The organism is Lentzea sp. NPDC020367 (assembly GCF_044387305.1).
Classification (GTDB): domain Bacteria; phylum Actinomycetota; class Actinomycetes; order Mycobacteriales; family Pseudonocardiaceae; genus Lentzea.
The window spans coordinates 33,897-59,491 of the sequence record NZ_JBIRVV010000024.1 but is presented as its reverse complement, the minus strand read 5'-3'; the positions used below and the strand labels follow the sequence as shown (position 1 = coordinate 59,491).

Below are 25,595 nucleotides of genomic sequence, written 5' to 3'. Positions count from 1 at the left end.
GGTGCGCGTGGTTCTTCAAGTCAAGACTATTCGAGTAATCACTCGAAGAGTTACAGCTCCAGGAGCATCCGGCTGTTGCCGAGCGTGTTCGGCTTCACGTAGCTCAGGTCGAGGAACTCGGCGACGCCCTCGTCCACCGATCGCATGATCTCCTCGTAGACCTCGGGGCTCACCGGTGTGCCCTCGATCTCGATGAAGCCGTGCTTGGTGAAGAACTTGGTCTCGAACGTCAGCACGAAGATCCGCGCGAGCTGCAGCTCCTTGGCGGTCGCGATGAGCTGCGCCACGATCCGGTGGCCGACGCCCTTGCCCAGCGCCATGGGGGAGACCGCGACGGAGCGGATCTCGGCCAGGTCCTCCCACATCACGTGCAGGGCCCCGACGCCGAGCAACTCGCCGTCCTCCTCGGCCACCCAGAACTCCTGGACCGCCTCGTACAGCGTGACCAGCGGTTTGGCCAGCAGAACCTTGCCCGCGTACCCGTCGATCAGCGCCTTCATGGCGCGTACGTCACTGGTGCGGGCGCGCCGCACGACTACCCCACTGGTCACAACCGACAAGTATGAGGTGGGCACGATTCCGGCCTGACAGCCCGACCCGGTTACTCTGAGCGCCGTGTCTTCTCCCACCACTCCGCGACGTGTGTCGCTGCTGACCCTGGGCTGTGCCCGCAACGAGGTCGACTCCGAAGAACTCGCCGGGCGCCTCGGTGAGGGCGGCTGGGAGCTGGTGGACGAGGGCGCGGACGTCGTCGTCGTCAACACGTGCGGCTTCGTCGAGCAGGCCAAGAAGGACTCGGTCGACACGCTGCTCGCCGCGTCCGACACCGGCGCCAAGGTCGTCGCGGTCGGATGCATGGCGGAGCGGTACGGCAAGGAGCTCGCGGACAGCCTCCCGGAGGCGGCCGCGGTCCTGGGCTTCGACCAGTACAACGACCTGGCCGAGCGCCTGCAGGACGTGCTGCACGGCAAGCCCGTCGAGTCGCACGTGCCGGTCGATCGCCGCACGTTGCTGCCGATCACGCCCGTGAAGCGCCAGGACGCCAAGAACGACGTGCAGGTGCCCGGCCACGGCTGGGGGCCGACCAAGACGCCACGGCGCAGGCTGGACGACGCTCCCGTGGCGCCGTTGAAGATCGCGTCCGGCTGTGACCGGCGGTGCAGCTTCTGCGCCATCCCGAGCTTCCGCGGCGCGTTCGTGTCGCGGCACCCGGACGAGGTCGTGGCCGAGGCCATGTGGCTCGCCGAGAACGGCGTCAAGGAGCTGTTCCTCGTCAGCGAGAACTCGACGAGCTACGGCAAGGACCTGCCGCGGGACCAGGGTGCGCTGGAGCAGCTGCTGCCGCGCCTCGCGAGCATCCCCGGCGTCGAGCGGGTGCGGGTGAGCTACCTGCAGCCGGCCGAGACCAAGCCGAGCCTCGTCGCGGCCATCGCGAAGACCGACAAGGTCGCGAACTACTTCGACATGTCGTTCCAGCACTCCAGCGAGAACGTGCTGCGCCGCATGCGCCGGTTCGGTGACACCGACAGCTTCCTCAAGCTCGTGTGGCAGATCCGCGAGCACGCGCCCGAGGCGGGCATCCGCAGCAACTTCATCGTGGGCTTCCCCGGCGAGACCGAGGCCGACCTGCAGGAACTCGAACGGTTCCTCACGGAGGCGCGGCTCGACGCGGTCGGCATCTTCGGGTACTCCGACGAGGACGGCACCGAGGCCGAGGGGCTCGAGGGCAAGCTCGACGCGGACACCATCGCGGAACGGGTGCAGCGGATCGGCAACCTCGTTGAGGAGCTGACCAGCCAGCGCGCCGAGGACCGGGTGGGCGACGAGGTCCTCGTGCTGATCGAGCACGAGGAGGACGACGAGAGCGACTGCGTCGGCCGGGCCGAGCACCAGGCGCCCGAGGTCGACGGCGAGTGCATCGTGCTCGAGGCCGAGGGGCTCAAGCGCGGCGACTTCGTGCGCTGCCGCGTGGTCGACTCCGAGGGTGTGGACCTGGTCGTAGAGGTCATCGCGACATGACTGAGGCCAGGAAGGTCCCGCTGCTCAACGTCGCCAACGTCCTCACGGTGGCGCGGATGCTGCTCGTTCCGGTCTTCCTGTTCTCCCTGTTCGAAGCGGGCGGCTTCGACACGACGTGGCGCCTCATCGCGTTCGGGATCTTCGCCGTCGCGAGCTTCACCGACCACATCGACGGCACGCTCGCCCGCAAGCACGGGCTCATCACCGACTTCGGCAAGATCGCGGATCCGATCGCGGACAAGGCGCTGACCGGGTCCGCGCTGGTCGGCCTGAGCATGCTCGACGTGCTGCCGTGGTGGATCACGATCACCATCGCCGTGCGCGAGGTCGGCATCACGCTGCTGCGGTTCTGGGTGATCCGCTACGGCGTCATCCCCGCCAGCCGCGGCGGCAAGGCCAAGACGCTGGCCCAGGTCATCGCGATCGGGCTGTTCGTGCTCCCGCAGAACGACGTGCTGCAGCTCATCGCGTGGGTGATCATGGCCGTCGCGCTGGTCCTCACCATCGTCACGGGAATCGACTACGTCATCCGCGCGTTCAAGATGAAGGCAAGGGCAGGACGGGCGGTGCTGTGACCAGCGTCGTCGAACTGCTCAAAGCGAAGAACCAGACCGTCGCCACGGCCGAGTCGCTGACCGCGGGTCTGCTGTGCGCGACGATCGTCGACACACCGGGGGCGAGTGCCGTGGTCCGCGGTGGGTTGATCGTCTACGCCACCGAGCTCAAACACGAGCTCGCGGGCGTGGACCAGCGGTTGCTCGACGAGCACGGAGCCGTGCATCCCGAGGTCGCGATCCAACTGGCCGAAGGCGCCAAGAAAAGGTGCAAATCGGACTGGGGAATCGGGCTCACCGGGGTGGCCGGCCCCGATCCGCAGGACGGAGTCGCTCCGGGGACGGTCCACATCGGCTTGAGTGGCCCTGGAGTGTCCACAGTGCGGACAATCACGGTGAGTGGCGACCGCAGAGCGGTCCGTTCGGCCGCCGTGGAGAAAGCGCTGGTCCTGCTCTCGGATTACCTGCTGGTGACCGATCCCGGGAACAAACGATGACTCCGCGTTCGTTCGCCCTTGGCGGACGTGTTCGGAAGTCAGTGCCCGTTGTCGGTGTCGATCGGTAACGTAGGGACACGGCCGGCCGGAAGGAGGCGCGCGATGACCGTGCTGCTACGCGAGGCGATCGGTGATCGACTTCGCCATGCCCGCACCAACCAACGCCGCACGCTGCGCGAGGTCTCTCGGACCGCCCGCGTGAGCCTGGGGTACCTGTCCGAGGTGGAGCGCGGCCGCAAAGAGGCGTCCAGCGAGCTCCTCGCGGCCATATGTGACGCGTTAGAACTGCCCTTGTCCGAGTTGCTGCACCACGTCGCCTCCGACATCGGCGCCGTCCAGCAGACGCCGGACACGGTTCCCGACACCGTCCCGAACGGACGTTCGGACCGGGGCAAGCTGGAAGGTGGCCGTGTGCTGCCGTCCACGCTCTCGGACGACCTGTCCGATCTGCGCCTGCAGCCCATGCTCAGTCACAGGCTCACGAGCAAGATCGGCGAGACGCCGAAGGCAGTCGTCGCGGCGTAGTCCCATGTCATCCACGACCCCGCTCGCCCCGATGGCGAGCGGGGTCGCCTGCATTCGGGTGACGTGTCACCGACTGTGGTCCCCGCCACGTGACGGTCTGCAACAAGATTGCGTCTTCGGACGTTCAACAGGGCAACGGCGCTTCGGGCTGAACGGCAGGCAACGGCTTGGCATCAGCACGCTGGGTCACCGCGTCCTGGGGCGCGGGTGAGGGCAGGATTGGCACGTCGTCAGGCGTGTACTCCTAAGTCCCGGGGTGGGTCAGGGTGTTCCCGGATATCTCCCCGTGTCGGTGGATACGCCGACGCACAATTGAGACGATGGATCCAACACCGGCACCGAGAAGGCAGGCGTAGGAGATGGCCAGTCCGTTCGTGAAGTTCTGGAAGTACCTGATGGCGTCGTTCTCGTCGAAGATCGACGAGCACGCTGACCCGAAGGTGCAGATCCAGCAGGCCATCGAGGAGGCGCAGCGGCAGCACCAGGCCCTCTCTCAGCAGGCTGCGGCCGTCATCGGCAACCAGCGCCAGCTGGAGATGAAGCTGAACCGCCAGCTGGGCGACGTCGAGAAGCTGCAGGCCTCCGCCCGTCAGGCCCTCGTGCTCGCCGACGAGGCGCGCTCCAAGGGCGACGAGCAGAAGGCGACGCAGTTCGAGAACGCGGCGCAGAGCTTCGCCACCCAGCTCGTCACCGCGGAGCAGGGCATCGAGGACCTCAAGACGCTGCACGACCAGTCGCTGCAGGCCGCCGCACAGGCCAAGCAGGCGGTCGAGCGCAACTCGATGATGCTGCAGCAGAAGCTGGCCGAGCGCACCAAGCTCCTCAGCCAGCTGGAGCAGGCCAAGATGCAGGAGCAGGTCTCCGCGTCGCTGACCCAGATGAGCGAACTCGCCGCGCCGGGCAACGTGCCGTCGCTGGAAGAGGTTCGCGACAAGATCGAGAAGCGCTACGCGACCGCGATCGGATCCGCCGAGCTCGCTCAGAACTCGGTGCAGGGCCGGATGCTCGAGGTGCAGGCCTCGACCACCCAGATGGCCGGTTCGTCGCGTCTCGAGCAGATCCGCGCGTCCATGCACGGCGGTCAGGCGAACACGCCGGCGCAGGTGACGGCGGGCAACAGCGCGGCCGCGCAGATCCAGGCCGAGATCGCGCAGCGCGTCCAGCAGGAGCAGAAGACCACGCAGCAGCAGGTCCCGCCGGCTCAGAACTGAGCGGGACGTAAGGAGCCAGCAGGTGATCATGGAGCCCTGGAGAAACCGTCCCAACAACGAGATCGTCCGCAAGGTCGTCAACGAGTTGGGTGCGTCGCTCCAGGGCCACCCGCTGGCCGAGCAGGCGCGCTACCGCATGCAGAAGTGGAACGACCCGCGCGCCAAGCTCGAACGCAAGCGCAAGCGCACGAACGCCGTGCTGACGTTCTGGCTGATCGTCATCTCGATGCTCGGCACCCTCGCGGTGCTGGGCTTCACCGGCGTGCTCGGCACGTGGGCCGCCGTCACCGGCTCGATCGGCGCCGCGGTGCCCGCCGTCCTCGCCGTGCGCAGCGGGTTCAAGCTGCGTGAGCTGGGGGTCGCCCGGCAACGGCTCGCGTTGTCGCCGCCGCCACCGCCCAGGCCGCCGCTGCCGGCGCACATCTCGTCCGCGCGCGTTCCGATGGAGAAGCTGCACGGCGCCGAGGACACGATGACCCAGCTGCTCGTGCAGCTCGACTCGCCCGCGCTCACGTCGATGCCCACCGAGTCCGTCCAGCACGCCCGGCAGACCGCCCAGGAGGCCTCCTCGGCGATCCGCGCGGTCTCCGCACAGCTCCAGGCCGTCGAACGCGCTCGGGACACCGCGCCGCCGCTGGAGCGCGCGCCGTTGGTCGAGGGCGTGCGGGTGCTCAGGATGCAACTGGCGGACGGCGTGGACCGCTACTGTGCGTTGGTGGCCGAGGCGGGCAAGGCCCTGGCGGCGAGCACGCTGTTCCAGAATCCGGGCGAGGTGCTGGACGACGCCACGGACCACATGGCCGGTCTCGCGTCCGCGATGCGAGACGTGTCAGGCTATTCAGCGCACTGAATGTGACGCTCCGTAGTCACGTGCGCCTATTCGGCGGTTCTCTCTGGAGATCTTTAGGGCAATCGTGTGATTATCGGACCGTTATCTAGCCGTAGCCGCTACATGGCGTGGCAGGATTCCGGGGCCGGTCTGCGGGAAGTCCGGCTGAATTGCCGGGAGGCAGTGCGTTGGCGTTGTGGACCGTGCACGGGGACGGTCGGATCACCGACAGTGAAACCGTCGCGCCCCAGGAGAGGGTGAGCTGGCCGCTCACCATCGGGTTCGGAGTGCAGCACCTGGTCGCCATGTTCGGCGCGACGGTGATCGTTCCCACCGCCACCGGTCTGCCCGTCGCCACCACCCTGATGTTCTCCGGCCTGGGCACGCTGCTGTTCCTGGTGATCACCAAGAACCGCGTCCCGAGCTACCTCGGCTCGTCCTTCGCCTTCGTGGCGCCGCTGGTGGCCGCACGCGAGCAGGGCATCTCCGCGCAGCTCGGCGGTGTCGTCGCCGCGGGTCTGCTGGTGATCGTCGTCGGCATCGCGGTCAAGGCGCTCGGCGTGCGGCTGCTGGAGTCGGTCATGCCGCCGGTCGTCACCGGCGCCGTCGTGATCATCATCGGCCTGAACCTCTCGCACCAGGCCACCTCGAACTTCGGTGAGCAGCCGCTGATCGCCGGCCTGACCACGCTCGTGATCCTGCTGGCCGGCGTGCTCGGCCGCGGCCTGGTGTTCCGGTTCTCGATCCTGATCGGCTTCGTGGCGATCTGGATGGGCGGCCTGGCGTTCGGCGCCGTGTCGTCCGAGCGGATCGCCGCACTGCGCGACGCGGCCTGGGTGGGCCTGCCGAAGCTGTACCAGCCCGAGCTGCGGCCGTCCGTCGTGCTGCTGATGCTGCCCGTGGTGATCGTGCTGGTCGCCGAGGTCGTCGGGCACGTCAAGGCGGTCGCGGCGCTGACCGGGCGCAACCTCGACGGCAGCGCGGGTGACGCGATCATCGCGAACGGCCTGTCGACCGCGTTGTCCGGTCTGGGCGGTGGCGCCGGGACGACGACGTATTCCGAGAACATCGGCGTGATGGCCGTGACCCGCGTGTACACGACTGCGGCGTTCGCGTTCGCCGGTGTGTTCGCCACGCTGCTGGCGTTCTCCCCGAAGGCCATCGCGCTGTTCGGCACCATCCCGCCGGGCGTGCTCGGCGGCTGCACCCTCGTGCTCTACGGCCTGATCGTGCTGATCGGCGTGCGGATCTGGATGGACCGCGGCGTCGACCTGGCCAACCCGGCGAACGCGATGGTCGGCGGGGCCGCGCTGGTGGCGGGCGTCGGCGACCTGACCATCGAGATCGGCGACCTGGAGATGGGCGGCATGGTGTGGGGCTCGCTGCTCGTCGTGATCCTGCACCCGATCATGCGCTGGCTCAGGGCTGCGCGCCGTAACTGACCGACACACGTTTGTGTGGTTTTCGTCCCTCCAATTCGGACCGATCCAGTTTCCGGTCCAGGGAGGGAGAATCACCATGGTCGCCGCGTACTTCGTGGTGCTGTTCATGGCCTGCGCGATCATCGCGGGCAGCTTGGCCGCGACCCGCATCCGACTGCTGCGCCATCGCCGATGACGTCGCTCGCATGGCTCATGGTTCCGCTGGCGATGATCGGTGTCGTCCGCGTGTGCGTCGTTCTGGTGGCGGCCGACCTCTACGACCTCTCGTTGTGCCGCTCACGTCCGTTGCCTTACGCGCCAACGGTGTGGGTCGTCATCCCGGCCTACAACGAGGAGTTGTGCGTCGCCCGCGCAGTGCAGTCCGTTTTGGACAGTGATTACGCGGACGTGTCGGTGGTCGTGGTCGACGACGGCTCGGTCGACGGCACGGTGGCCGCGTTGCGGCACTTCGGCTCACGTGTTCACGTTGTCTCGCAGGAGAACACGGGCAAGGCGGCGGCCATCAACGCCGGCATGCACCTCGTCGGCGACGGCCTGGTGATGGTGCTGGACGCCGACTCGTCGTTGTCCCGCACCGCAGTCTCGCAGATGGTCGCGCACTTCGCCGACCCGATGGTGCTCGCGGCGGCGGCGAACGTGAAGATCGCCGACCAGCGCGGTGTGCTGGGCTGGGTGCAGCGCCTGGAGTACGCGGTGGTGCACCGGCTCAAGCAGGGCTACACGGTGTTCAACTGCGAGTACGTCATCGGCGGTGTCGGCTCGATGTTCCGGACGTCGATCGTGCGCGCGTGCGGCTACTTCGACACCGACACGATGACGGAGGACATCGACTTCTCGATGAAGATCCTGTCCGTGCGCGGCAATTTCGACTGGCGCATCATCTTCGCGGCCGACGCGATCGCGTATACCCAGGCCGTTCCATCGCTCAAAGGTCTTTTGCGGCAACGGTTCCGATGGAAGTTCGGACGGCTGCAGGCGTTCTACAAGCACCGCTCGCTCTTCTTCGGCCGCTCGTGCACGCGTCTTCTCTCGTGGGTGCACCTGCCGTACACGGCGGCGGGGGAGGTCCTCGTGCTGTTCGAGCCGGTGTTCATCTACGTCGTCGTCACCGCGACGTTCCAGACGGGCTGGTTCACCGGCATTCTCCTGCTGTGTGCGGTCTACACGGGTGTCGCGTTGTTCACGATCGTCGGCGACATCTCTGAACCGTGGCGGGCCAAGGCGCCGTTGCTGGCCTTGGCGCCGTTGGCCTACCCACTGCTGATGGTGATCGTGTTCGTGGACTTCGTCGCGGTGCTGCGCTCGTTGTTCACCGTGCTGCGCGGCTACCGTCCGGTCGGCCGCTGGGAGCACGTCGAACGCACGCTCACCTCAGTGCCCGGTTGATCCTCGACACGAGCCCGGGGCCCTCGTAGATGAACCCGGTGTAGATCTGCACCAGGCTCGCGCCGGCGTCGATCATGCGCTTGGCGTCGTCGGCGGTCGCGATGCCGCCGACGCCGATGACCGGCAGGTCGCTGTTCTTCGTGATGAACCGGACCACGTCGTTCGCGCGCTGGGTGAGCGGCCTGCCGCTCAGGCCGCCGGTCTCTGACGCGTGTGCGCTCGTGAGGCCCTCACGGCTCAGCGTGGTGTTCGTGGCGATGAGGCCCTTGATGCCGTTGTCGACGCACACCTGGATGACCTCGGCGATGGCGTCCTCGGTGAGGTCCGGCGCGATCTTGACCAGCATCGGCTTGTCCGTGGCCCGCGTGAGGGTCTGGACGAGTTCGGTGAGCGCGCCCTTGTCCTGCAGGCTGCGCAGACCGGGTGTGTTCGGCGAGCTGACGTTGATGGCGTAGTAGTCGCCGTGGTCTTGCAGGGCGTTCAGCGAGTTCAGATAGTCCTGTACGGCGTCCTCGACCGGCGTGATCTTGGACTTGCCGAGGCTGATGCCCAGCGGCGCCTTCAGCGGCGTCCTGTCGAGCTTCGCGGCAAGCGCTTGCGCACCCGCGTTGTTGAAGCCCATCCGGTTGATGATCGCCTCGTCCTCGCGGAGCCGGAACAGGCGCGGCTTCGGGTTGCCCGGCTGCGCGTGCCACGTGACGGTGCCGACCTCGACGAACCCGAACCCCAGCGCGGCCCACGCCGGCAGCGCGCGCCCGTCCTTGTCCAGGCCCGCCGCGAGACCCACCGGGTTCGGGAAGCGGACACCGAAGACGGTCCGCGGGTTGTTCTGGTTGCGGGCGAACCTCGCCACCGGGCTCAGCTTGGCCATGACGTTGAGCGTGGTCTCGTGGACCCGCTCCGCGTCGCCGCCGTGCATGTTGAACAACGCCTTGCGAACCACCTGCTTGTAAACCACGCGCCCACCCTATAACGCCAGCTCAGGGTGGGCGCGCAGCCCTGTCAGTTCCCGACTTCCGCCAGGCAGTCCGGCGCGGGGTTGCGGATGGGGCCGGTGAAGCCCAGCCCGGTGTTGCGGTTGGGCAGGTTCGAGACGCCGAGCAGCACCGAGTACCCGGCCGGGATGTCACCGGGGCTCATCGTGACCGAGCCGTCGTCGGAGACGCGCGGAAGCACGTAGCCGCCGAGGAGGTCCATCTTGGTCTCGTCCAGGTCCGCGCAGTCCCGTGACATCGGCACGGCCTTCGCGCCGATCCCGTACTCGCGCAGCTTCGCGTTGGCCGCGTCGACCCCTTTGATGTCCCGGATGGTGACCGTGACGCTGCCGTCGGCGTTCTTGGTGACGGCGTAGGCCTCGCTGCTGTTGCTCGTGATCGCGACGGTGGCCGCACCGGCGATGGCGAGCGCACCGGCAGCCACCAGCAACGGCCGTGCGGGCCTCCTGCGCTGTTCTGGCGCCTCTTCGACCGTCTGACCGTGCTCGCGCATCAGGTCGTCGAGCAGGTTGTCCTTGAACGTCGTCATCGCTGTCCCCCGTTCGATGCCAGGTCGCGGACCTTGCCGCGCACCCGGAAGAGCCTGATCCGCAGCGCGCCGGACGACATGCCCAGCACCTTCGCCGCGTCCTTCGGTGCCATCCCGACCAGATCGACGAGTTCGATCACCTCGCGGTCGGCGGGGCTGAGTGCCGCCATCGCGGCGATGAGCTCACGGCCTTCCCGTTCCGCGTCGATGCGCGTGACCAGGTCGGCGATCTCGTCGGTGTCGAGCACGCGCCGGCCGTGGATGCGCGCGACCACGTTCCGGCCGCGGGTGACGGCCTCGCAGTGCTGCGCGAACACCCGCCGTGCGATGCCGAGAACCCAGCCTCGCGCCGTGCCTCGGTTGCGGTCGAACGTGGCGAACGACGTGATGGCCGCGACGAACGTGTCCGCGGTCAGATCGGCGGTCGTCTGCGGGTCCGCGGTGCGCCGCGCGAAGTACGAGGTGACCACGTCGAACTCGGCCTCGTAGATCTCCTCGAACGCACGCGCTGCGCGGGTGGGAGACGGCGGTGGTGGATGTCGTGGAGCTGTCATCGGCTGACTCACGCTAATGGTTGCCGACTTCCAGCCACGCCGTTACATCGGCTTGGGCACCTTGAGCGTCGCCTGCTCGTCCAGCGGAATCCGCGGCTTCGTCCGGAACGTCACCGGCAGCCCCCGCAACCCGCGGCTCCCCAGCGACACCCGCCACCCCAGCGGCTGCGAGGTGTCCAGCGCCAGCCCGGCGCAGCGCCCCAGCAGCGTCCGGAACGCCACCTCGCCCTCCAGCCGGGCCAGCGGCGCGCCCAGGCAGAAGTGGATGCCGTGCCCGAACGCCAGGTGCTGCCGGTCGGCCCGTTCGATGTTGAGCTGGTCGGCCCGCGGATAGCGGGTCTGGTCGTGCTCGGCCGAGGCCAGCGAGAGCAGCACGACGTCGCCCGCCGCGATCTGTGCGCCGCCGATCGTGAGCGGCTTCGTGGCGAACCGCAGCAGGTGCGAGGTCGGGCCGTCGAACCGCAGGAACTCCTCGACGGCGCCGGGCAGCAGGGACGACGAGCGCTGCAGCAGTTCGAGCTGCTCGGGGTTGCGCAGCAACGCCAGCGCGCCGTTGCCGACGAGGTCGACGGCGGTCGTGTAGCCCGCCACGAGCAGCAGGAACGCCAGGGAGGCCAGTTCGCTGTCGGACAGCGCGGATTCGCCGGTCGCGCGGGCAAGGCCGCCGATCAGGTCGTCGTCGCCGGACGTCCGCTTGTGCGTCACGAGGTCGCGCAGGTAGCCGGAGGTCTCCTCACGGGCCGAGGTCGCGTCCCCGTCCGCCAGCCCGGTGACCACGTCCGCCCAGTAGCGGAAGTTCTCCTGGTCGACGGCGGGAACGCCGAGCAGTTCCATGATCACGGTGATCGGCAGCGGCGCCGCGAAGTCCGCGATCAGGTCGCAGCGGCCCGAGTCCGCGAAGCCGTCGGCCAGCTGGGTGGCCACCTGCTCGATCCGGGGACGCAGCGCGGCGATGCGGCGGGGCGTGAGCTGGCTCGACACCGCACGGCGCAGACGGGTGTGATCAGGCTCGTCGCTGTTCATCATGTGCTCGGACAGATCGCCGAACCACCACGACGCGAAGTGCGGATGGCCGCGCAGGGGTTCGGTGAGCGCCGAGCCGTGCGAGGACAGCAGCGGGTTGTCCAACGCGGCGCGCACGTCGGGATAGCGGGTCACGAGCCACATCGGCACGCCGAAGGTCTCGACCCGGTGCACGGGGCCTGCGTCGCGCAGGCTCTTCAGCACGGCGTACGGGTCGTCGGTGAAGCCGGGGCGCAGCTCATCCAGATTTACCGCCATATTGGGGGACACGGCCGGGAGAGCGGCTCGGTTCAATCGGACTGGCATTTTGGGCAGAAGTACACAAATCTGCCGTCGATCTCGTCCGATCGGACTCTTGTGCGACAACGCAAACAGGGTTTGCCGGTCCGCTCGAAAACGTAGTGCTGCACGCGCAGGTCGCCGGTGGTGCTCTGCTCGGGCCGCCACTGGTTGGCCTGCAAGAGCTTGCGTGACAACGCAACCGCACGTGAGGCGTCCACAGATGACACCGGAGTCGTCGGCAGGACGCGCAACAGGAAACAAACTTCCGCGCGGTAGAGATTGCCGACGCCGGCCATGATCCGTTGATCCAACAATGCGAGGCCGATGGGCCGTGAAGGATCGGCGGTCAACCGCTGAACGGCCTCAGCGGCGTCGAAATCAGATGCTAGAAGATCAGGTCCGAGATGTGAGATGAGCCGATCCTCGTCCGAGGTCGGCAGGAACTCCATGTCGTGCAACGCGAATCCGATGGCCTGCCGGTCGTCGACCTCGAACACCGCACGGGCCTGGTGCGCGGGCCGGCGCCAGCGCTCGCCGGGCCGGTAGAGGTGCCACGCGCCGTCCATGCGGAAGTGGCTGCGCAGGCTGTTGCCGTCGGAGAACCGGGTGAACATGTGCTTGCCGTACGTGCGCACGCCGAGCACGTCCAGCCCGGTCAGCTGCAGCGTGGACAGCCGGGGGTGGCGCAGTTCGCCGCGCCGCAGCGTCTTCCCGGCCAGCGCCTCGTGCATGCGATGGCCGGCCAGGAAGACGGTGTCCCCCTCAGGCATCCACCGCTTCCTGGATCTCGTCGTCGTTGAAGTCGTGGTGCACGGCCCGGCGCCGGCTCCGCGAGATGCGCTGGATGCGGGCGAGCAGCAGGTTGAACGCCAGCGCCACCTCACGCGCGCCCGGCGTGCCCCACTCGTGGATCGGCATGCACGCGCCCTGTGCCTGCTGCACGGCGAGACGGTCCGGCAACGCCACCGGCATCACCAACGGACCGAAGATGTCGCGCAGCTCCTCGATGCGGAACTGGTGCTCGTGCGAGCGCGGCCGCACGCGGTTCACGACGACGCCCAGCGGCTGCAGGTCGGCGTTGTTGCTCTCCCGCTCGTTCTGCACCGCCTCGAACGCCCGCTGCACGCCCGCCACCGCGAACATCGTCGGTTCGGTGACCAGCAGCGCGCGGTCGGCCGCCACCAGCGCCGACCGGGTCAGCTGGCCCAGCGACGGCGGGCAGTCGAGCAGCACGAGCTGGTACGGGAACTCGTCGTACATGTCGCGCAACGTGCGCAACGCGTCTTTCAGACGATGCAGCCGGGACTCGTTCGGATCCGGGTGGTTGAGCAGCTCCGCGTCCTCGGACCCGGACAACACGTCGATGCCGTCGCCCCACCTGCTCGGGCGGATCGCCTGCTCGACGTTCTCCTCGGACGGGTCTTGCAGGACGTCGTAGATGCTGGCCTTGGACTCCTCTGGCTCCAGCGTCGACGTGGCGTTGCACTGCGGATCGAGATCGATCACGAGCGTGCGGACGCCACGGCGGAGGGCGGCAGAGGCCAGGCCGAGCACCACCGTCGTCTTGCCGACGCCTCCCTTGAGGCTGAGCACGGACACCGTATGCACAGACCTACTCTAGGGTCTCCTACTCTGTTGGACATGCGACCGGACGCCGTACAGAGGGTGCTCGACGCCGAATTGGCCGCCGCACGCGAGCGCAGGGGTGGAGAACCGCCCCGCGTGCTCGACGTTGGAGGCGGCAGCGGTGTCTGGGCCGTGCCCCTAGCCGCAGCGGGATGCGCGGTCACGGTCGTGGAGCCCTCACCGAACGCACTGGCCACGCTGAACACCCGTGCGCGCGAGGCCGGTGTGACGATCAACGCGGTCCAGGGCGACACGGACTCGTTGGGCGTTCCCGCTGGTGAAGCCGATCTGGTGCTGGCGCACGGGCTGCTGGAGGTCGTCGACGACGCCCCGGCCGCGCTCGCCTCGCTGGCCGCCGCGGTCGCACCCGGTGGCGCGGTGTCGGTGCTGGTCGCGAACCGGTTCGCGGCGATCCTGCACCGCGCGATCGCCGGCCGTATCGTCGACGCGCGAAGGTTGCTGGACGACGACGCCGGTCAGCTCGCGGGCACGCGTGACCCGTTGCAGCGCCGGTTCGACGTCCCGGGTCTTGAGAAACTGGTTCTCGAGGCGGGGCTTTCTGTCGAGCTCCTGCAAGGCCATGGCATTGTTTCCGACCTCGTGCCCGGTGTGGTGCTGGACGCGAATCCGGGTGCCGCCGACGCGCTCGCCGAGCTGGAACTGGCCGCTGCCACGCGGTCTCCGCTCCGGGACGTCGCCGCCCGGCTGCATGTGTTCGCCCGCCGCACAGCCTGAAAACTTTTGCATTCGGGACTTTTATGACCCTGATGAGTGGTCCCAAACAAGGCGGCGGCGAAAGATAATGGCCTCCGCCGCCGACGTAGGGACCAACGCGATGGAAAGTTCCGACCTGCTGGCCTCATTGGTCAACGAGGCCGTAGCGGGTGACCGGCATGCCGTCGAACGGCTGCTGGCCTCCGTGCGACCACTCGTGGCGCGGTACTGCCGTGCGCGCGTCGGTCGCAATGAAAGGGCGTACGCGTCGGCGGACGACGTGGCGCAGGAAGTCTGCCTGGCGGTGCTGACGGCCCTGCCCACCTATCGTGAGCAGGGAAGACCGTTCCTGGCGTTCGTCTACGGCATTGCCGCGCACAAGGTCGCGGACGCGCATCGGGTCTCGGCCCGCAACCGTTCCGAGCCCGTCGCCGAGGTGCCGGACGGCCCGTCGCTGACCATCGACCCCGAGGAGAACGCGCTGCTCGGCTCGCTCTCGGTGCGGCTGGGCCAGCTGCTGCGCGGGCTGCCGGACAAGCAGCGCGAGATCCTGCTGCTGCGCGTGGTCGTCGGGCTGACGGCGGAGGAGACGGCCGAGGCGACCGGTTCGACGCCGGGTGCCGTGCGGGTGGCTCAGCACCGTGCGCTGGCCAAGCTGAGGACGACCGTGGGGGTCGAGGAGCTGATTTGACCGGCGCCTTCTACGACGGACTGGCCGGGACGTACGACCTGATGTTCCCGGACTGGGACGCGTCGATGGCCCGGCAGGCGTCGCAGCTCGCGGAGTTCATCCCGCAGGGCGCGCGCGTTCTCGACTGTGCGTGTGGCATCGGCACGCAGGCGATCGGTCTGGCTCTGCGCGGCTATGAGGTCGTGGGCACTGATCTGAGCCCTAAGGCGGCCTCTCGGGCCGTGGTGGAGGCCTCTGCGCGTGGCGTCACGTTGCCCGCGTTCGCCGCGGACATGCGCTCACTGCCGTTCGCCGACGCCTCGTTCGACGTCGTGCTGGCCGCGGACAACGCGCTGCCGCACCTGCTGACCGCCCAGGACGTGCTGGCGGCGTTGCGGGAGATGCGGCGCGTGCTCCGTCCCGGCGGCCGCCTCGTCCTCTCGACGCGCGACTACGACGCGATCCGCGCCGAACGGCCGTTGTCGACCCGTCCGTCCGTCGGACCTGGGCGGGTCGTGTGGTTCCAGCTCTGGCATTGGGACGGCGACCAGTACGAACTGGAGATGTTCCGGCTGCACGAAACCGACTCGTGGCGCGTCGTGGTGGGCAAGGCACGGTATTGGGCGATTACTCGTCATGAAATCACTGAATTGGCGGAACGAGCTGGTTTCGATTACGCGGAGTGGTCGCTCCACGCCTATTACCAACCGCTCTTCGTTGCTGCAAACGGGTGACGTTTGAAGTTTCTCCCTACTTTCCGCATAAGGAGTGACGCGTCGCACGTCTCCTCCACGGGACGTCGACGAGGGGACGCTTCGGATGGAGAGTTCGGCATTATCCGCAGAACTGGTGAGCCTGGCCGTGCGAGGCGATCGCAGGGCTGCTGACCAGCTACTTCGCTACTTGCGACCGCTGGTGGTGAAGTACTGTCGTGCGCGCGTCGGACGTTCCGCGACAACTGCGGACGACGTCGCGCAGGAGGTCTGCCTGGCCGTGCTGACGGCTCTTCCGAACTATCGGGAGCAGGGCCGGCCGTTCCTCGCGTTCGTCTACGGCATCGCCGCGCACAAGGTCGCCGACGCGCATCGGGCTCTGTCTCGTAACCGTGCGGAGCCGGTGGCCGAGGTGCCCGATCAGGAGGTGCGCGGCGCCGGACCGGAGGAGTTCGTCCTCCGCGACGAGCTGAACGGCACCCTGGGACGGCTGCTGCACCTCCTGCCGGACAAGCAGCGCGAGATCCTCGTGCTGCGCGTCGTGGTGGGGCTGTCCGCCGAGGAGACCGCGGAAGCCGTGGGGTCGACACCGGGCGCCGTGCGCGTTGCCCAGCACCGCGCGCTCGGTCGCCTTCGCAAGGAAATTGCCGCATTGGCTGTCCCGATCGGGTGACATTCGTTTGCATTTGTGACGATTCGTGGCGAGTGCGTGGGGTGGACGCACCCAAACGACATACCTAGAGGGCAGGAAGACACCGACATAGGGACCAGGGGGCATGGGAAGTTCGGACTCAGCGCTTGCCGCCGACCGGCTGCGCATCGACGGAGTGCTCGTGCAGCACTTCCGCGAGTCGGGGCTTTCCGGGCCACGCTGGGACCAGTTCCACCGCCAGCTTCTCGGGTACGGCCTCACGTTCGTTACCAAGCTCGTGCGGTCCGGGGCCATGTTCTCCCGCTGCGGGAGGCACGGCCGCTACCTGCACCAGCAGGAGATCCCGCTGCAGGAGGCCGAGGAACTGGCCAGCGACGCGGTCTACGAGGGCTTCGTCTACTTCCGCGACCGGGGCTTGCTCGGCAGGGAGTGGTCGGTCGAGCGCGGTCAGCCGTTGAACGAGTACTTCGTCAACGCGTGCGTGCTCGCGTTCCCGAACGTCTACCGGCGCTGGCAGACGCAGGCGCACGGCTGGCAGGACGTGCGGCTCGTGGACACCCTGGCCTCGCTCGAACACGTCGTGGCCGAGGGAACCCCTGAGGACGCGGTCATCGAACAGCAGGCCGCGAACGCCGCGTTCGCGACGCTGAGCGAGGACGGCAGGCGGTTGCTCTTCCTTCATGACCAGGGCTATTCGCATGCGGAGATCGCCGAGTTGGTGCGACTCACCCCGCGCGCGGTCGAAGGACGGATCCGGCGGGCGCGTCTCGCGGTGCGCCGGCGTCCAGAAGAGGAACGGTGATCTGCGTGGAGTTCACACCCGGCCTGCACCGCAAGGTGCCCGCGGAAGCCGTCAAGGGCTCTTCCGTCGGTGGGCCGGTCTCCGCACCCTCAGGCGTTGTCGACGCTCTGGTGGAGCGGACAGCCGCAGGGGAGAAAGAGCCGGTCGACCCGCCGTCGCCGTCTTACTACACGGGTCGTCCCGAGAAGGCTGACGACCACGTCGCGCGCGCTGTCGCCGGTGATCGTGCCGCCATCGAACGGCTGCTCAGCACCATCCGGCCGTTGGTCGTCAGGTACTGCCGTGCGCGCGTTGGGTCGTTCGCGTCGGCGGACGACGTGGCGCAGGACGTGTGCCTGGCCGTGCTGACCTCGCTGCCGTCGTACCGCGACCAGGGGCGTCCGTTCCTGGCGTTCGTCTACGGGATCGCGGCGCACAAGGTGGCGGACTCGTTCCGCAGCTTCTCGCGCAACCGCGCCGAGGCGGTGCCGGAGCTGCCGGAGTCGATGGACACGGCGGCCGGACCCGAGCAGCGGGCGATGCAGGGAGAGCTCTCCGAGCAGATGGCGACGCTTCTGCGCGTGCTGCCCGAGAAGCAGCGCGAGATCGTCGTGCTGCGCGTGATGGTGGGGTTGTCAGCGGAGGAGACGGCCGAGGCGGTCGGTTCGACGCCCGGTGCCGTGCGGGTGGCTCAGCACCGTGCGCTGACGCGGCTGCGCAAGGAGCTCAATAGCGCCAGCGAGTGACGTTGGCGATGCCCTGCGGGCTCGCGTCCTTGTAGCGCTCCATCTCGCCGCGCCGCACGTCGGCGAGCGTGCCCGCCAGTTCCAGGCCGAACGCCTCGGTGAGCACGGTGTCCTTCTCGAACTCGTCCACAGCCTCCTTCAACGACGTGGGCAGCCGCTGGACGTCACCGAGCAGCGCCGGGTCGACGTTGAGGCCGTCCGGGAGCACGGCCTCGGTCGTGATGCCGTCCAGGCCGGCCGCGACCACACCCGCGACGACCAGGTACGGGTTCGCGGTCAGGTCGAAGCACTTGATCTCGAGGTTGTCCTTGATCAGGCGCAGGGCCGTTTCGCGGTTCTCCTCGCCCCACGCCACGAACGGTGCGGCCCACGTGTTCGGCACGAGCCTGAGGTAGCTCGCGAGAGAGGGACAGCCGACCGCGCACAACGCGCGGAGGTGGGTGAGGACGCCCGCGCTGAACCGCCTGGCCTCGTCCTGGAAGCCGTCGAACAGGTTCGTGCCGTCGCGCCAGAGGCTCAGGTGCAGGTGGCCGCCGTTGCCGACGCCGCCGTTGACGACCTTGGGGGAGAACGACGGGCGCAGGCCGTGCCGGATAGTGATGGCGCGGATGGTCTCCTTGACGAGCACGGCGGTGTCGGCCGCCGCGACCAGGCCTTCCGGTGCGGTGGAGACCTCGAACTGGCCGGCGGCGTACTCGGGGTGGAACTGGAGGACCTCGACGTCCTGCTGGTCGAGTGCGTTGAGCAGGTCGACGCAGTAGTCGGACAGCTCGACCTGACGGGCGTGGCCGTACGCGGATCCGGTGGTCGCGGGGGCCCAGTCGTCGGTGCCGGACTTGCCGACGCACCACTCGATCTCGAAACCGGCCTGGGCGGTGAGGCCTTGGGCGGCGAGGTTCTGTTCTGCCTTGCGCGCTTGCAGACGCTGGTCCATCGGATAGGGGACGCCGCTCTGAAAGTGGCGGTCGGCGGGCGCCCAGGCCCAGCCCGGCTGACCCGCGAGCACCGTGAGGCGGTCGAGGTCCGGGTGCAGACGGAGGTCGCCGACCGGTCCGCCGGCGAACCGGCCCTGGATGATCCAGTCGTCGAACAGGAACACGTCGAACACCGGTGACGCGCCCACGCCGTGCGCCGCCGCGTGGGCGAGCCTGCGCAGGGGGACGGACTTGGTTCGGGTGATGCCGCTGTTGTCGACCCAGGTGAGCGCCACGACGCTCACGTTGCGCGCGTTGAGCCCGTCGAAGAGTTCCGTCGCCCGCTCGAACCGCTGGTCCCGCTCCGCAGAGTCCACGATCCTAAGGTTATGGGCATCTTGCCGTTCGTCGCCGAACTCGGGCTGATAGATCACCACTGCCACGGCGTGCTGCGGGTCGACAGCACGCGTGCGGAGTTCGAGTCGCTGTTGCTGGAGGCCGATGCGGTGTCTCCGCTGGGTGGATCGTTCTTCGACTCGGCGATCGGGTTCGCGGTGCGCAGGTGGTGTGCCCCGTTGCTGGACCTGCCCCGGCACGCGCCGGCCGAGGAGTACCTCGAACGGCGGAACTCGCTGCACATCGCCGAGGTGTCGCGGACGTTCCTGATGGCGTCCGGGATCCACACGTTCCTGGTGGACGGCGGGTTCCAGCCGGAGCGGTTGTTGTCGGCGGAGGAGCTGGCCGGGCTGGGCGGGGGTGTCGCGCACGAGATCGTGCGGCTGGAGACGCTGGCGGAGTCTTTGAGGCCTTCCGTGTCGCCCTCGGAGTTTCTGGCGGCTGTTCGGTCCCGGCTCGCGTCGTCCTCGGCGGTGGGGGCGAAGTCCGTCGCGGCCTACCGGATCGGGCTGGGGCTTCCGGGCGTGCGGCCTGCCGACGCGGACGTGGAGCGGGCGGTGTCGGCGTGGCCGGCGGGGCGGTTGGAGGACCCGGTGGTGATCACGTGGCTGGCGTGGGAGGCGTTGGACGCCGGGCTGCCGTTGCAGTTCCACGTCGGCTACGGCGACTCGGACATCGATCTGCACCGGTGCGATCCGTCGTTGCTGACGCCGTTCCTGCGGGCGACCGCGGGGTTGGGCGTGCCGGTGTTGCTGCTGCACAACTACCCGTTCCACCGGCAGGCCGGGTATCTCGCGCAGGTGTTCCCGCACGTGTTCTGCGACCTCGGGCTGGCGACGCACGGGCTGGGGCATCAGGCGTCGCGGGTGTTCGCGGAGGCGTTGGAGATCGTGCCGTACGGGAAGTTCCTGTTCTCGTCCGACGCGTTCGCTCTGCCTGAGTTGTACTACCTCGGCGCGTTGCTGTTCAGGCGCGCGTTGTCGGACTTCCTGGCTGATGGGCTGCGGAGCGATGCTTTCGCCGAGGAGGACGCGCATCGGATCGCACGGCTCATCGCGTCGGAGAACGCGGCGCGTGTGTACAAACTGTAGGATTTGCCTCGAACTGACGTTCGAGAGGGGTGTTCATGGGTCGCAGTGCGAACCTGCCACGCGGCCTGGTCGACCGGTTCCGTGCGCGTGACGGCGTCTGGCCTGACGACACGGGCTGCCGGATGCTGCACGTCGACATGGACGCCTTCTACGCGTCGGTGGAGATCCGCGAACGTCCTGAGCTCGCGACCGTGCCGGTCGTGGTCGGCGGTGTCGGCGGGCGTGGTGTCGTGTGTTCCGCCAACTACCTCGCGCGTGAGTACGGTGTGCGTTCCGCGATGCCCACCGCGCATGCTCGCCGTTTGGCGCCTCACGCCGTGTACCTGCCGCCGCAGTTCGATCTCTACCAGGAGACCTCGCGCGGGGTCATGGCGATCTTCCGCGACATCACGCCGCTGGTGGAGCCTTTGTCGTTGGACGAGGCGTTTCTCGACGTCGGCGGTGCGCTTCGCCGGCTCGGCCTGACACCCGGTGGCGTGGGGGAGTTGATCAGGTCCCGCGTGTTCGCGGATCACGGCGTGAGTTGTTCTGTCGGTGTCGCCTCGACGAAGTTCCTCGCGAAGCTCGCCTCCGGAATGTGCAAGCCCGACGGCATGATGGTCGTGCCTCATTCCGCGTCCTTGGACTTCCTGCACCCGTTGCCGGTCTCCGCGTTGTGGGGTGTCGGCGCGAAAACCGCTGCGCGCCTGGAGGAACTGGGCCTGGACACCGTCGCCGACGTGGCCGCGATGCCTCTTCCCCGCCTGCGCCGCAAGATCGGCGTGGCGTTGGCCGAGCACCTGTACGCGTTGGCCGCCGGGGTCGACGACCGTGCGGTGGTGCCGGTGTCACGGGAGAAGTCGATCGGCGCCGAGGAGACCTTCGAGGTCGACGTCACGGACCGCGCGTTGCTGCGCCGCGAACTGCTGCGGCTCTCCGAGCGTTCGACGGGTTCGTTGCGCGCCAAGGGATTGCTCGGCCGCACGGTGTCGATCAAAGTCCGCTTCTCCGACTTCACGACGATCACCCGCTCGCGCACGCTGCCGGTGGCGACCGACGTGACCCAGGAGGTCTACCGGGTCGCCACCGAGCTGCTGGACACCCAGACCCCGCCCGGCGCGGTCCGTCTGATCGGCGTCCGGATAGAGGGTCTTGACAACGCCGACTCCGCCCAGCAGCTGATCTTCGACGCGCCGGAACGCGGCTGGCGCGAAGCCGAGCAGGCCGCTGACCAGGCCCGTTCCCGCTTCGGCTCACTGGCCGTCCGGCCTGCCTCACTGCTACGCGAGAGTCCGGAAAGGACAGCGGAGTTCGAACCGAAGCCCGAGTGATCGCGACTTGTCCACAACCCCGAAGTTGTCCACAGGTTGCCCCTGTCCGTGACTTCCGGTCCCGTCCCGGCCGCACCATTGACCCATGCGCCACCCCATCGACCTGGAAGCCCTGGGCACCCTCTTCGTCCACCGAGTAGCCCCGGTCGCAGCCCTGATCCACATAGGACTGTCCTCGTCCCTGATCGACCAGCGCTCCCGCCCCGGCGGCCCCTGGCAACGCCTGTTCCCGACCATCTTCCTGCTGTCCAGGGCAGGCCCGTCCCGCGAGCAGCTGGTGCAGGCCGCCCTCCTCTACGCGGGTGAGGGCGCGATGCTCACCGCGTTCGACGCCCTCTACCTGCACGGCATGAGATCCGTCCTGCCGGCGGCGGACGCGATCCACGTCCTGGCCCCGCGCCACTCCAGAGCCTGGGGCCACGCCACCCTGCACCTGGAACGAACGGACCGCCTCCCCAAACCGGCCCTGCGCAGGGGCTTCCACGTGGCGCCGCTGGAACGCGCCGCCGTCGACGCGATCCGCCGCACCCGCTCGATCCCGGACACCAGAGCCATCCTCGACGAGGTGTCGCACTACGTCGGCGTCCAAGCCCTGCGAGCCGAGCTGGCCCTGGCCCCGCGCAAGGGCACCACCCTGGCCCGCAAACTGCTGGGCGACTCCCCGGCCCGCCAACTGGAACTGGCCGTGATGGACCGCCGCCCGCTCGCGGTCCCGCAGGCCCGAACCCCGCTACCGATCGGCTGACGCGCCCGCCCACAAGGCGTTCGCACCGGCCCTGCCCCCGGCGGCGCACGGCCCAACCAGTCCGCGCGCAGCCGCCCCGGCGGCCGTCACCCTGCTCGGCCGGCGGCAACCAGTCCGCGGGCCCGAGCGCTGCCCACCTGCCCACGCACTCGCCGCCGAACGTCGCCGTCGACCAACGATCCCAGAAACCCCAACCAGCCGACCAATTCGCAGGCCTGCCAGCCCCTTCAACCCGCAACCCTGCCCGTCCACCAGCCGCCGGACCAGACCTGGCGTGGGCTCACCTTCGCTTGCGCCACCAGTCATGCCCGGTCTCGCAAGCTTGATCGTCACCCCTGCGGACTTGCTCGCCCGCCGACCGACAGACCGCACCCGTGTGGCCCGCTCTTCGCGAGCGTCGGCTGACCCGTATGTCCGCTCCGGCCAGCCGGGCCGCCGGTCGTCCGCTCATCAACTCGATCCGCACCAACACGATGCCAAGTGTCAGTCGCCAGTCATGCCCGGCCTTGCAAGCTTGATCGTCACCTCGGACCTGCGGCCTTGCTCGCCCGCCAGCTAACGGACCGCACCGTGCGGCCCACCCCTCGCGAGCGTCAGCCGACCATCCCGATCAGGCCCGAACCCAGCCCCCGACCCGGCGCAAATCCCAGTCGCCCCAACCGAAAGGACCCAAGCCATCCCTACCGAACCGGAGCCTTGACGCCCTTGCCCTTGGCGGCGGCCTTGACCGCGATCCCCCGCAGACTCAGGAACTTCAACCGAGGGTCCGAGAAGTAGTCCCAAGGCCCCGCGTCCGCCATCGCCCCCAAAGCCCGGAACTGCCCCACGGCTTCCTCGAACCGCTGCAGCTCAAGCAAAGCGTAGATCGCATACCCGCGGTCATCCCGAAGTGCGTATGTGTCGGCACCCTCGTCCGCGAGCCGTGCCAGCAGCGCGTCCAGGGCCCCCACGACCGCAGGCGACTTCCACATGTCCGGCGAGGTGCTCTCCGCCTCGTAGGCGGCGTGCAGCGGAAGCGACAGGAACTTGGGCGACTTGGCCGCCGCCTCGAGGGCGAACGCCAAGGCCTCCTCGTCGGAGCCGTGCCACTTGCGGCACCAGTACTGCAGGGCCTGCGAGTGTCCGTTGTGGTGCAAGGGATCGCGCGACACGAGTTCGGCCCAGATCGCGCGGAACTCGTCGTGGTCCACCTGCAGGCCGCGGGCGAGCGTCAGCATCGTGTTCCACGGGGTCGGGTCGTCCGGCATCACCCTGGCGGCGATGCCGGCGGCCTCGCGCGCCTCGAACAGGACGCGGTGGAAGCCGTCGAACTGTTCGCGGGTGGTCTCGGAGGAGGTGGCGCTGCCGCGGATGTCCCAGGCCAGGGCGACCAGCGACATCGCGTGCACCACGATCCAGTGCGGGTCACCTGGGCGGGCGGTCTGCCAGGCGTCCATCCAGGCGTCGTCCTTGGCGGCGAGGTCGGCCAGGGCCCACACCACGCGCTGGCGGCGGTCCCAGTCGCCGTGGGTGGCGGTGACCAGGTCGGCGGCGTTCTCCCAGTTGCCGGCGCGGACGTCGTCCTTCACCGCGGCGAGGGCCAGGTCCTCGATCGGCGAGGTGGTCGTCACCTCGGCGTCGGGGACGAGGCCGTAGCGCTCGGGGTGCGTCTTGGGCAGGACGTGTGTCGCCACCACGTCGGCAGGGAGGTCGTCGATCTCCACGCCCAGCCGCTTCGCTTCGCGCATGAGGCGGATGACGGTGATGAGTTCCTTGGGCTTGAAGAGAAGTGAGAGCACCACGGGGTTTCTCCTGAACGTTCAGTGCGCGGGGCGGTAGTCGGGGGCCACACCGGCTGTGGCCAGCGCGGCGCGCAGGCCTTCGGTGCTGCCGTGGTCGGCGACCGCGGCGTCCAGGTGTTCGGCCATGTCGAAGTCGTGGGAGGAGGTGACGAAGGTGGTCCGTCCCAGCCAGTCGAGCTCCCAGCGGGCGAGGCCCGCGTCGGAGAAGGCCAGTGCCACCAGTGCGGACAGCTCGGGCAGAACTTCGCCGCGGGCCATCTCGCGGCGGGCTCGGGCGCCGGCGGCGGAGTTGCCCGGCCGGTGAGTGCCGAGGTCGGCGAGGTGGCCGGCGTCCAGCGCGTCGAGCACCGTGGTCAGTGACGGACGCTGGTTCATCTTGACCGCGGACGCCTCCAGCAGCCGCTGGGTGCCGCGCACGACGCGGGCTCGGGCGCCGATGTGGCCGAGCGTGGCCCAGTCGACGCGTTCTTTCTCGGCGGCGTCGGACACCAGGGTGCTGAGCACGGCCGCGTCCAGCAACGGCATCGGGTCGGTCAGCAGTTCCAGTGCCGGGCGGTCGCCCCAGCCCGACTCCGGTTCGAGGCCGAGCGCCTCGATCGCGGCGACGCGGTCCCGCAGTGGCGGGTGCGAGTCGTACGGGCCGCGGTCCGGGTCGTGCGGGTGCTGGCGGATCTCCTCCAGCTCCTCGTGGAGTTCTGGGGAGGTGCGCAGGCGGGCGAAGCCGTCGAAGAACGTCGTGGGCAGGTAGCCGAGCTCCCACGCGACGGTCAGGTGGCGGTTGGTGAAGAGGTCCCACGCGGCGTCGATCACCGGCAGTTCGCGCAGTGCGGACGCGGCGGCGGACGAACCCGCGAGGGTGGCGGCGAGGCGGTCGGCGGCGAACTCCTGGCGCCGGCTGATCGCCTGGGAGACACGGAGGTACAGCTTGGCGTAGCCGCGGAACAGCTTGGCGATCATGCGCTGGAACCACTGCTCGGCGTTCATGTGGGAACCGGCGCGCAGCATGGCGTCACGGCCCGAGACGACGACGCCGGCGAGGCGCGTGTCCTTGTTGGCGTAGTGCCCGAGTTCGTGGGCGAGCACGGCGATGAGTTGCTTCTCGGTCAAGGAGGTGAGCAACGGTGCACCGATGAACATCCTGCGCCGGAGCACGCGCAGGCCCAGGAAACGGGTGTCCTCGGCGACACCGGCGTTCACCGCGGCGAGGATCCGGATCTCGTCCGGCGGGCGGGTGCCCGCGTCGGCGGCCAGGCGGCGGACGAGGTCCCAGAGCGCGGGCTGCTCCTCGGGAGTGACGAGGATGCCGGGCACCTCGTCGCGCTCGCGGCGCTCCAGCGAGATCAGGCCCTTGGCCAGCGCGTACACCGCCGGAACGACGAACAGTGCCAGCTTCACGCCGACGAACGGCCGCTCGATCAGGGCGTAGGTCTCCAGCGCGAGCAGGCCGCCGATCAACCCGAAGGCGAGGACGTAGAAACCGACGAGCAGTGCCACCGAGATGGCAGCACGCAACGAAACACGCATGAGTAGAGCGACCTTCCCCCAAAGCCCCCGGCGCCGCCCCCAGATGACGGCAGCACGAAGTGTGCACGAAAGCACGGTCACGACTC

At 68.8% G+C, this 25,595-nt stretch carries 27 protein-coding genes; 17 read left to right on the top strand and 10 right to left on the bottom strand.

The window, feature by feature from the left end; genetic code table 11:
• Positions 1–50: 50 nt before the first annotated feature.
• Entirely contained in the window at positions 51–551 is a 501-nt protein-coding gene (locus tag ACH413_RS44835) for an amino-acid N-acetyltransferase (RefSeq protein ID WP_093597550.1), read from the bottom strand.
• A 64-nt stretch (positions 552–615) separates the two neighbouring features.
• On the opposite strand from ACH413_RS44835, the gene rimO reads away from it, so the two are divergent.
• The 8 genes from rimO (at position 616) to ACH413_RS44795 (ending at position 8,463) form a co-directional block, all read left to right on the top strand.
• On the top strand, positions 616–2,019 hold the full coding sequence (rimO, locus tag ACH413_RS44830; RefSeq protein WP_360048059.1) for a 30S ribosomal protein S12 methylthiotransferase RimO: 1,404 nt from the start codon (positions 616–618) through the stop codon (positions 2,017–2,019).
• Positions 2,016–2,594 (top strand): CDP-diacylglycerol--glycerol-3-phosphate 3-phosphatidyltransferase, encoded by a 579-nt coding sequence (pgsA, locus tag ACH413_RS44825; protein ID WP_360048061.1) that lies wholly within the window; start codon positions 2,016–2,018, stop codon positions 2,592–2,594. Before rimO ends, pgsA begins: the two co-directional genes overlap by 4 nt.
• The gene (locus ACH413_RS44820; RefSeq protein ID WP_360048062.1) at positions 2,591–3,070 is read left to right on the top strand and encodes a CinA family protein; all 480 of its coding nucleotides are present in this window, start codon (positions 2,591–2,593) and stop codon (positions 3,068–3,070) included. The genes pgsA and ACH413_RS44820 overlap by 4 nt, the downstream gene beginning before the upstream one ends.
• A gap of 102 nt (positions 3,071–3,172) precedes the next feature.
• Positions 3,173–3,595 carry a helix-turn-helix transcriptional regulator gene (locus ACH413_RS44815; protein ID WP_360048063.1) on the top strand — a complete coding sequence of 141 codons (423 nt, stop codon included), beginning with the start codon at positions 3,173–3,175 and terminating at the stop codon, positions 3,593–3,595.
• 359 nt (positions 3,596–3,954) lie between these two features.
• Positions 3,955–4,806, top strand: coding sequence for a PspA/IM30 family protein (locus ACH413_RS44810; RefSeq protein ID WP_093597530.1), 852 nt, complete (start codon positions 3,955–3,957; stop codon positions 4,804–4,806).
• A gap of 28 nt (positions 4,807–4,834) precedes the next feature.
• Positions 4,835–5,656 (top strand): hypothetical protein, encoded by an 822-nt coding sequence (locus tag ACH413_RS44805; RefSeq protein WP_360048064.1) that lies wholly within the window; start codon positions 4,835–4,837, stop codon positions 5,654–5,656.
• A 236-nt stretch (positions 5,657–5,892) separates the two neighbouring features.
• Positions 5,893–7,077: a solute carrier family 23 protein gene (locus ACH413_RS44800; RefSeq protein ID WP_360048066.1), complete on the top strand. Its 1,185-nt coding sequence runs from the start codon at positions 5,893–5,895 to the stop codon at positions 7,075–7,077.
• Positions 7,078–7,248: 171 nt separating this feature from the next.
• Positions 7,249–8,463, top strand: a complete 1,215-nt coding sequence (locus tag ACH413_RS44795) for a glycosyltransferase (RefSeq protein WP_360048067.1) — start codon at positions 7,249–7,251, stop codon at positions 8,461–8,463.
• Here the strand turns inward: ACH413_RS44795 and ACH413_RS44790 are convergent.
• From ACH413_RS44790 to ACH413_RS44765, 6 genes are read right to left on the bottom strand one after another with little or no spacing between them, the layout of a single operon-like run.
• A complete protein-coding gene (locus ACH413_RS44790) occupies positions 8,444–9,421 on the bottom strand; it encodes a quinone-dependent dihydroorotate dehydrogenase (protein WP_360048069.1) in 978 nt (325 codons plus the stop codon). The two genes, ACH413_RS44795 and ACH413_RS44790, sit on opposite strands and share 20 nt — an antisense overlap.
• Before the next feature lie 44 nt (positions 9,422–9,465).
• On the bottom strand, positions 9,466–9,987 hold the full coding sequence (locus ACH413_RS44785) for a hypothetical protein (RefSeq protein WP_360048070.1): 522 nt from the start codon (positions 9,985–9,987) through the stop codon (positions 9,466–9,468).
• A complete protein-coding gene (locus ACH413_RS44780) occupies positions 9,984–10,541 on the bottom strand; it encodes an RNA polymerase sigma factor (RefSeq protein ID WP_360048072.1) in 558 nt (185 codons plus the stop codon). The genes ACH413_RS44785 and ACH413_RS44780 overlap by 4 nt, the downstream gene beginning before the upstream one ends.
• A gap of 42 nt (positions 10,542–10,583) precedes the next feature.
• Positions 10,584–11,822: a cytochrome P450 gene (locus tag ACH413_RS44775; protein WP_360048073.1), complete on the bottom strand. Its 1,239-nt coding sequence runs from the start codon at positions 11,820–11,822 to the stop codon at positions 10,584–10,586.
• 32 nt (positions 11,823–11,854) lie between these two features.
• Positions 11,855–12,616, bottom strand: coding sequence for a DNA-formamidopyrimidine glycosylase family protein (locus ACH413_RS44770; protein ID WP_360048075.1), 762 nt, complete (start codon positions 12,614–12,616; stop codon positions 11,855–11,857).
• Positions 12,609–13,454, bottom strand: coding sequence for a ParA family protein (locus tag ACH413_RS44765; RefSeq protein ID WP_360048076.1), 846 nt, complete (start codon positions 13,452–13,454; stop codon positions 12,609–12,611). The genes ACH413_RS44770 and ACH413_RS44765 overlap by 8 nt, the downstream gene beginning before the upstream one ends.
• A gap of 33 nt (positions 13,455–13,487) precedes the next feature.
• Between ACH413_RS44765 and ACH413_RS44760 the strand changes: the two genes are divergently transcribed.
• The 6 genes from ACH413_RS44760 to shbA all read left to right on the top strand — a co-directional run bounded on the left by ACH413_RS44760 (position 13,488) and on the right by shbA (position 17,748).
• Complete coding sequence (locus tag ACH413_RS44760) at positions 13,488–14,207, top strand: class I SAM-dependent methyltransferase (protein WP_360048077.1); 720 nt, start codon at positions 13,488–13,490, stop codon at positions 14,205–14,207.
• A 100-nt stretch (positions 14,208–14,307) separates the two neighbouring features.
• On the top strand, positions 14,308–14,877 hold the full coding sequence (locus ACH413_RS44755; RefSeq protein WP_360048078.1) for a sigma-70 family RNA polymerase sigma factor: 570 nt from the start codon (positions 14,308–14,310) through the stop codon (positions 14,875–14,877).
• Positions 14,874–15,590, top strand: a complete 717-nt coding sequence (locus ACH413_RS44750) for a class I SAM-dependent methyltransferase (RefSeq protein WP_360048079.1) — start codon at positions 14,874–14,876, stop codon at positions 15,588–15,590. Before ACH413_RS44755 ends, ACH413_RS44750 begins: the two co-directional genes overlap by 4 nt.
• 85 nt (positions 15,591–15,675) lie before the next feature.
• Positions 15,676–16,242: a sigma-70 family RNA polymerase sigma factor gene (locus ACH413_RS44745; protein WP_360048080.1), complete on the top strand. Its 567-nt coding sequence runs from the start codon at positions 15,676–15,678 to the stop codon at positions 16,240–16,242.
• Positions 16,243–16,345: 103 nt separating this feature from the next.
• Positions 16,346–17,023 carry a sigma factor-like helix-turn-helix DNA-binding protein gene (locus ACH413_RS44740; protein WP_360048081.1) on the top strand — a complete coding sequence of 226 codons (678 nt, stop codon included), beginning with the start codon at positions 16,346–16,348 and terminating at the stop codon, positions 17,021–17,023.
• Positions 17,024–17,256: 233 nt separating this feature from the next.
• Positions 17,257–17,748: an RNA polymerase sigma factor ShbA gene (gene shbA, locus ACH413_RS44735; protein WP_360048125.1), complete on the top strand. Its 492-nt coding sequence runs from the start codon at positions 17,257–17,259 to the stop codon at positions 17,746–17,748.
• Here shbA and ACH413_RS44730 read toward each other — a convergent pair.
• Complete coding sequence (locus ACH413_RS44730; RefSeq protein WP_360048082.1) at positions 17,729–19,039, bottom strand: glutamine synthetase; 1,311 nt, start codon at positions 19,037–19,039, stop codon at positions 17,729–17,731. The genes shbA and ACH413_RS44730 overlap by 20 nt on opposite strands.
• Before the next feature lie 12 nt (positions 19,040–19,051).
• On the opposite strand from ACH413_RS44730, the gene ACH413_RS44725 reads away from it, so the two are divergent.
• The 3 genes from ACH413_RS44725 (at position 19,052) to ACH413_RS44715 (ending at position 22,204) form a co-directional block, all read left to right on the top strand.
• On the top strand, positions 19,052–20,149 hold the full coding sequence (locus ACH413_RS44725) for an amidohydrolase family protein (protein WP_360048084.1): 1,098 nt from the start codon (positions 19,052–19,054) through the stop codon (positions 20,147–20,149).
• A 35-nt stretch (positions 20,150–20,184) separates the two neighbouring features.
• Positions 20,185–21,459: a DNA polymerase IV gene (locus ACH413_RS44720; RefSeq protein WP_360048085.1), complete on the top strand. Its 1,275-nt coding sequence runs from the start codon at positions 20,185–20,187 to the stop codon at positions 21,457–21,459.
• An 85-nt stretch (positions 21,460–21,544) separates the two neighbouring features.
• Positions 21,545–22,204, top strand: coding sequence for a hypothetical protein (locus tag ACH413_RS44715; RefSeq protein WP_360048087.1), 660 nt, complete (start codon positions 21,545–21,547; stop codon positions 22,202–22,204).
• A 680-nt stretch (positions 22,205–22,884) separates the two neighbouring features.
• On the opposite strand, the gene ACH413_RS44710 is transcribed toward ACH413_RS44715, so the two are convergent.
• Both ACH413_RS44710 and ACH413_RS44705 read right to left on the bottom strand, forming a co-directional pair.
• Positions 22,885–23,985, bottom strand: a complete 1,101-nt coding sequence (locus tag ACH413_RS44710; RefSeq protein WP_360048088.1) for a DUF4034 domain-containing protein — start codon at positions 23,983–23,985, stop codon at positions 22,885–22,887.
• A gap of 18 nt (positions 23,986–24,003) precedes the next feature.
• Complete coding sequence (locus tag ACH413_RS44705; RefSeq protein WP_360048090.1) at positions 24,004–25,509, bottom strand: M48 family metallopeptidase; 1,506 nt, start codon at positions 25,507–25,509, stop codon at positions 24,004–24,006.
• Positions 25,510–25,595 lie beyond the last annotated feature (86 nt).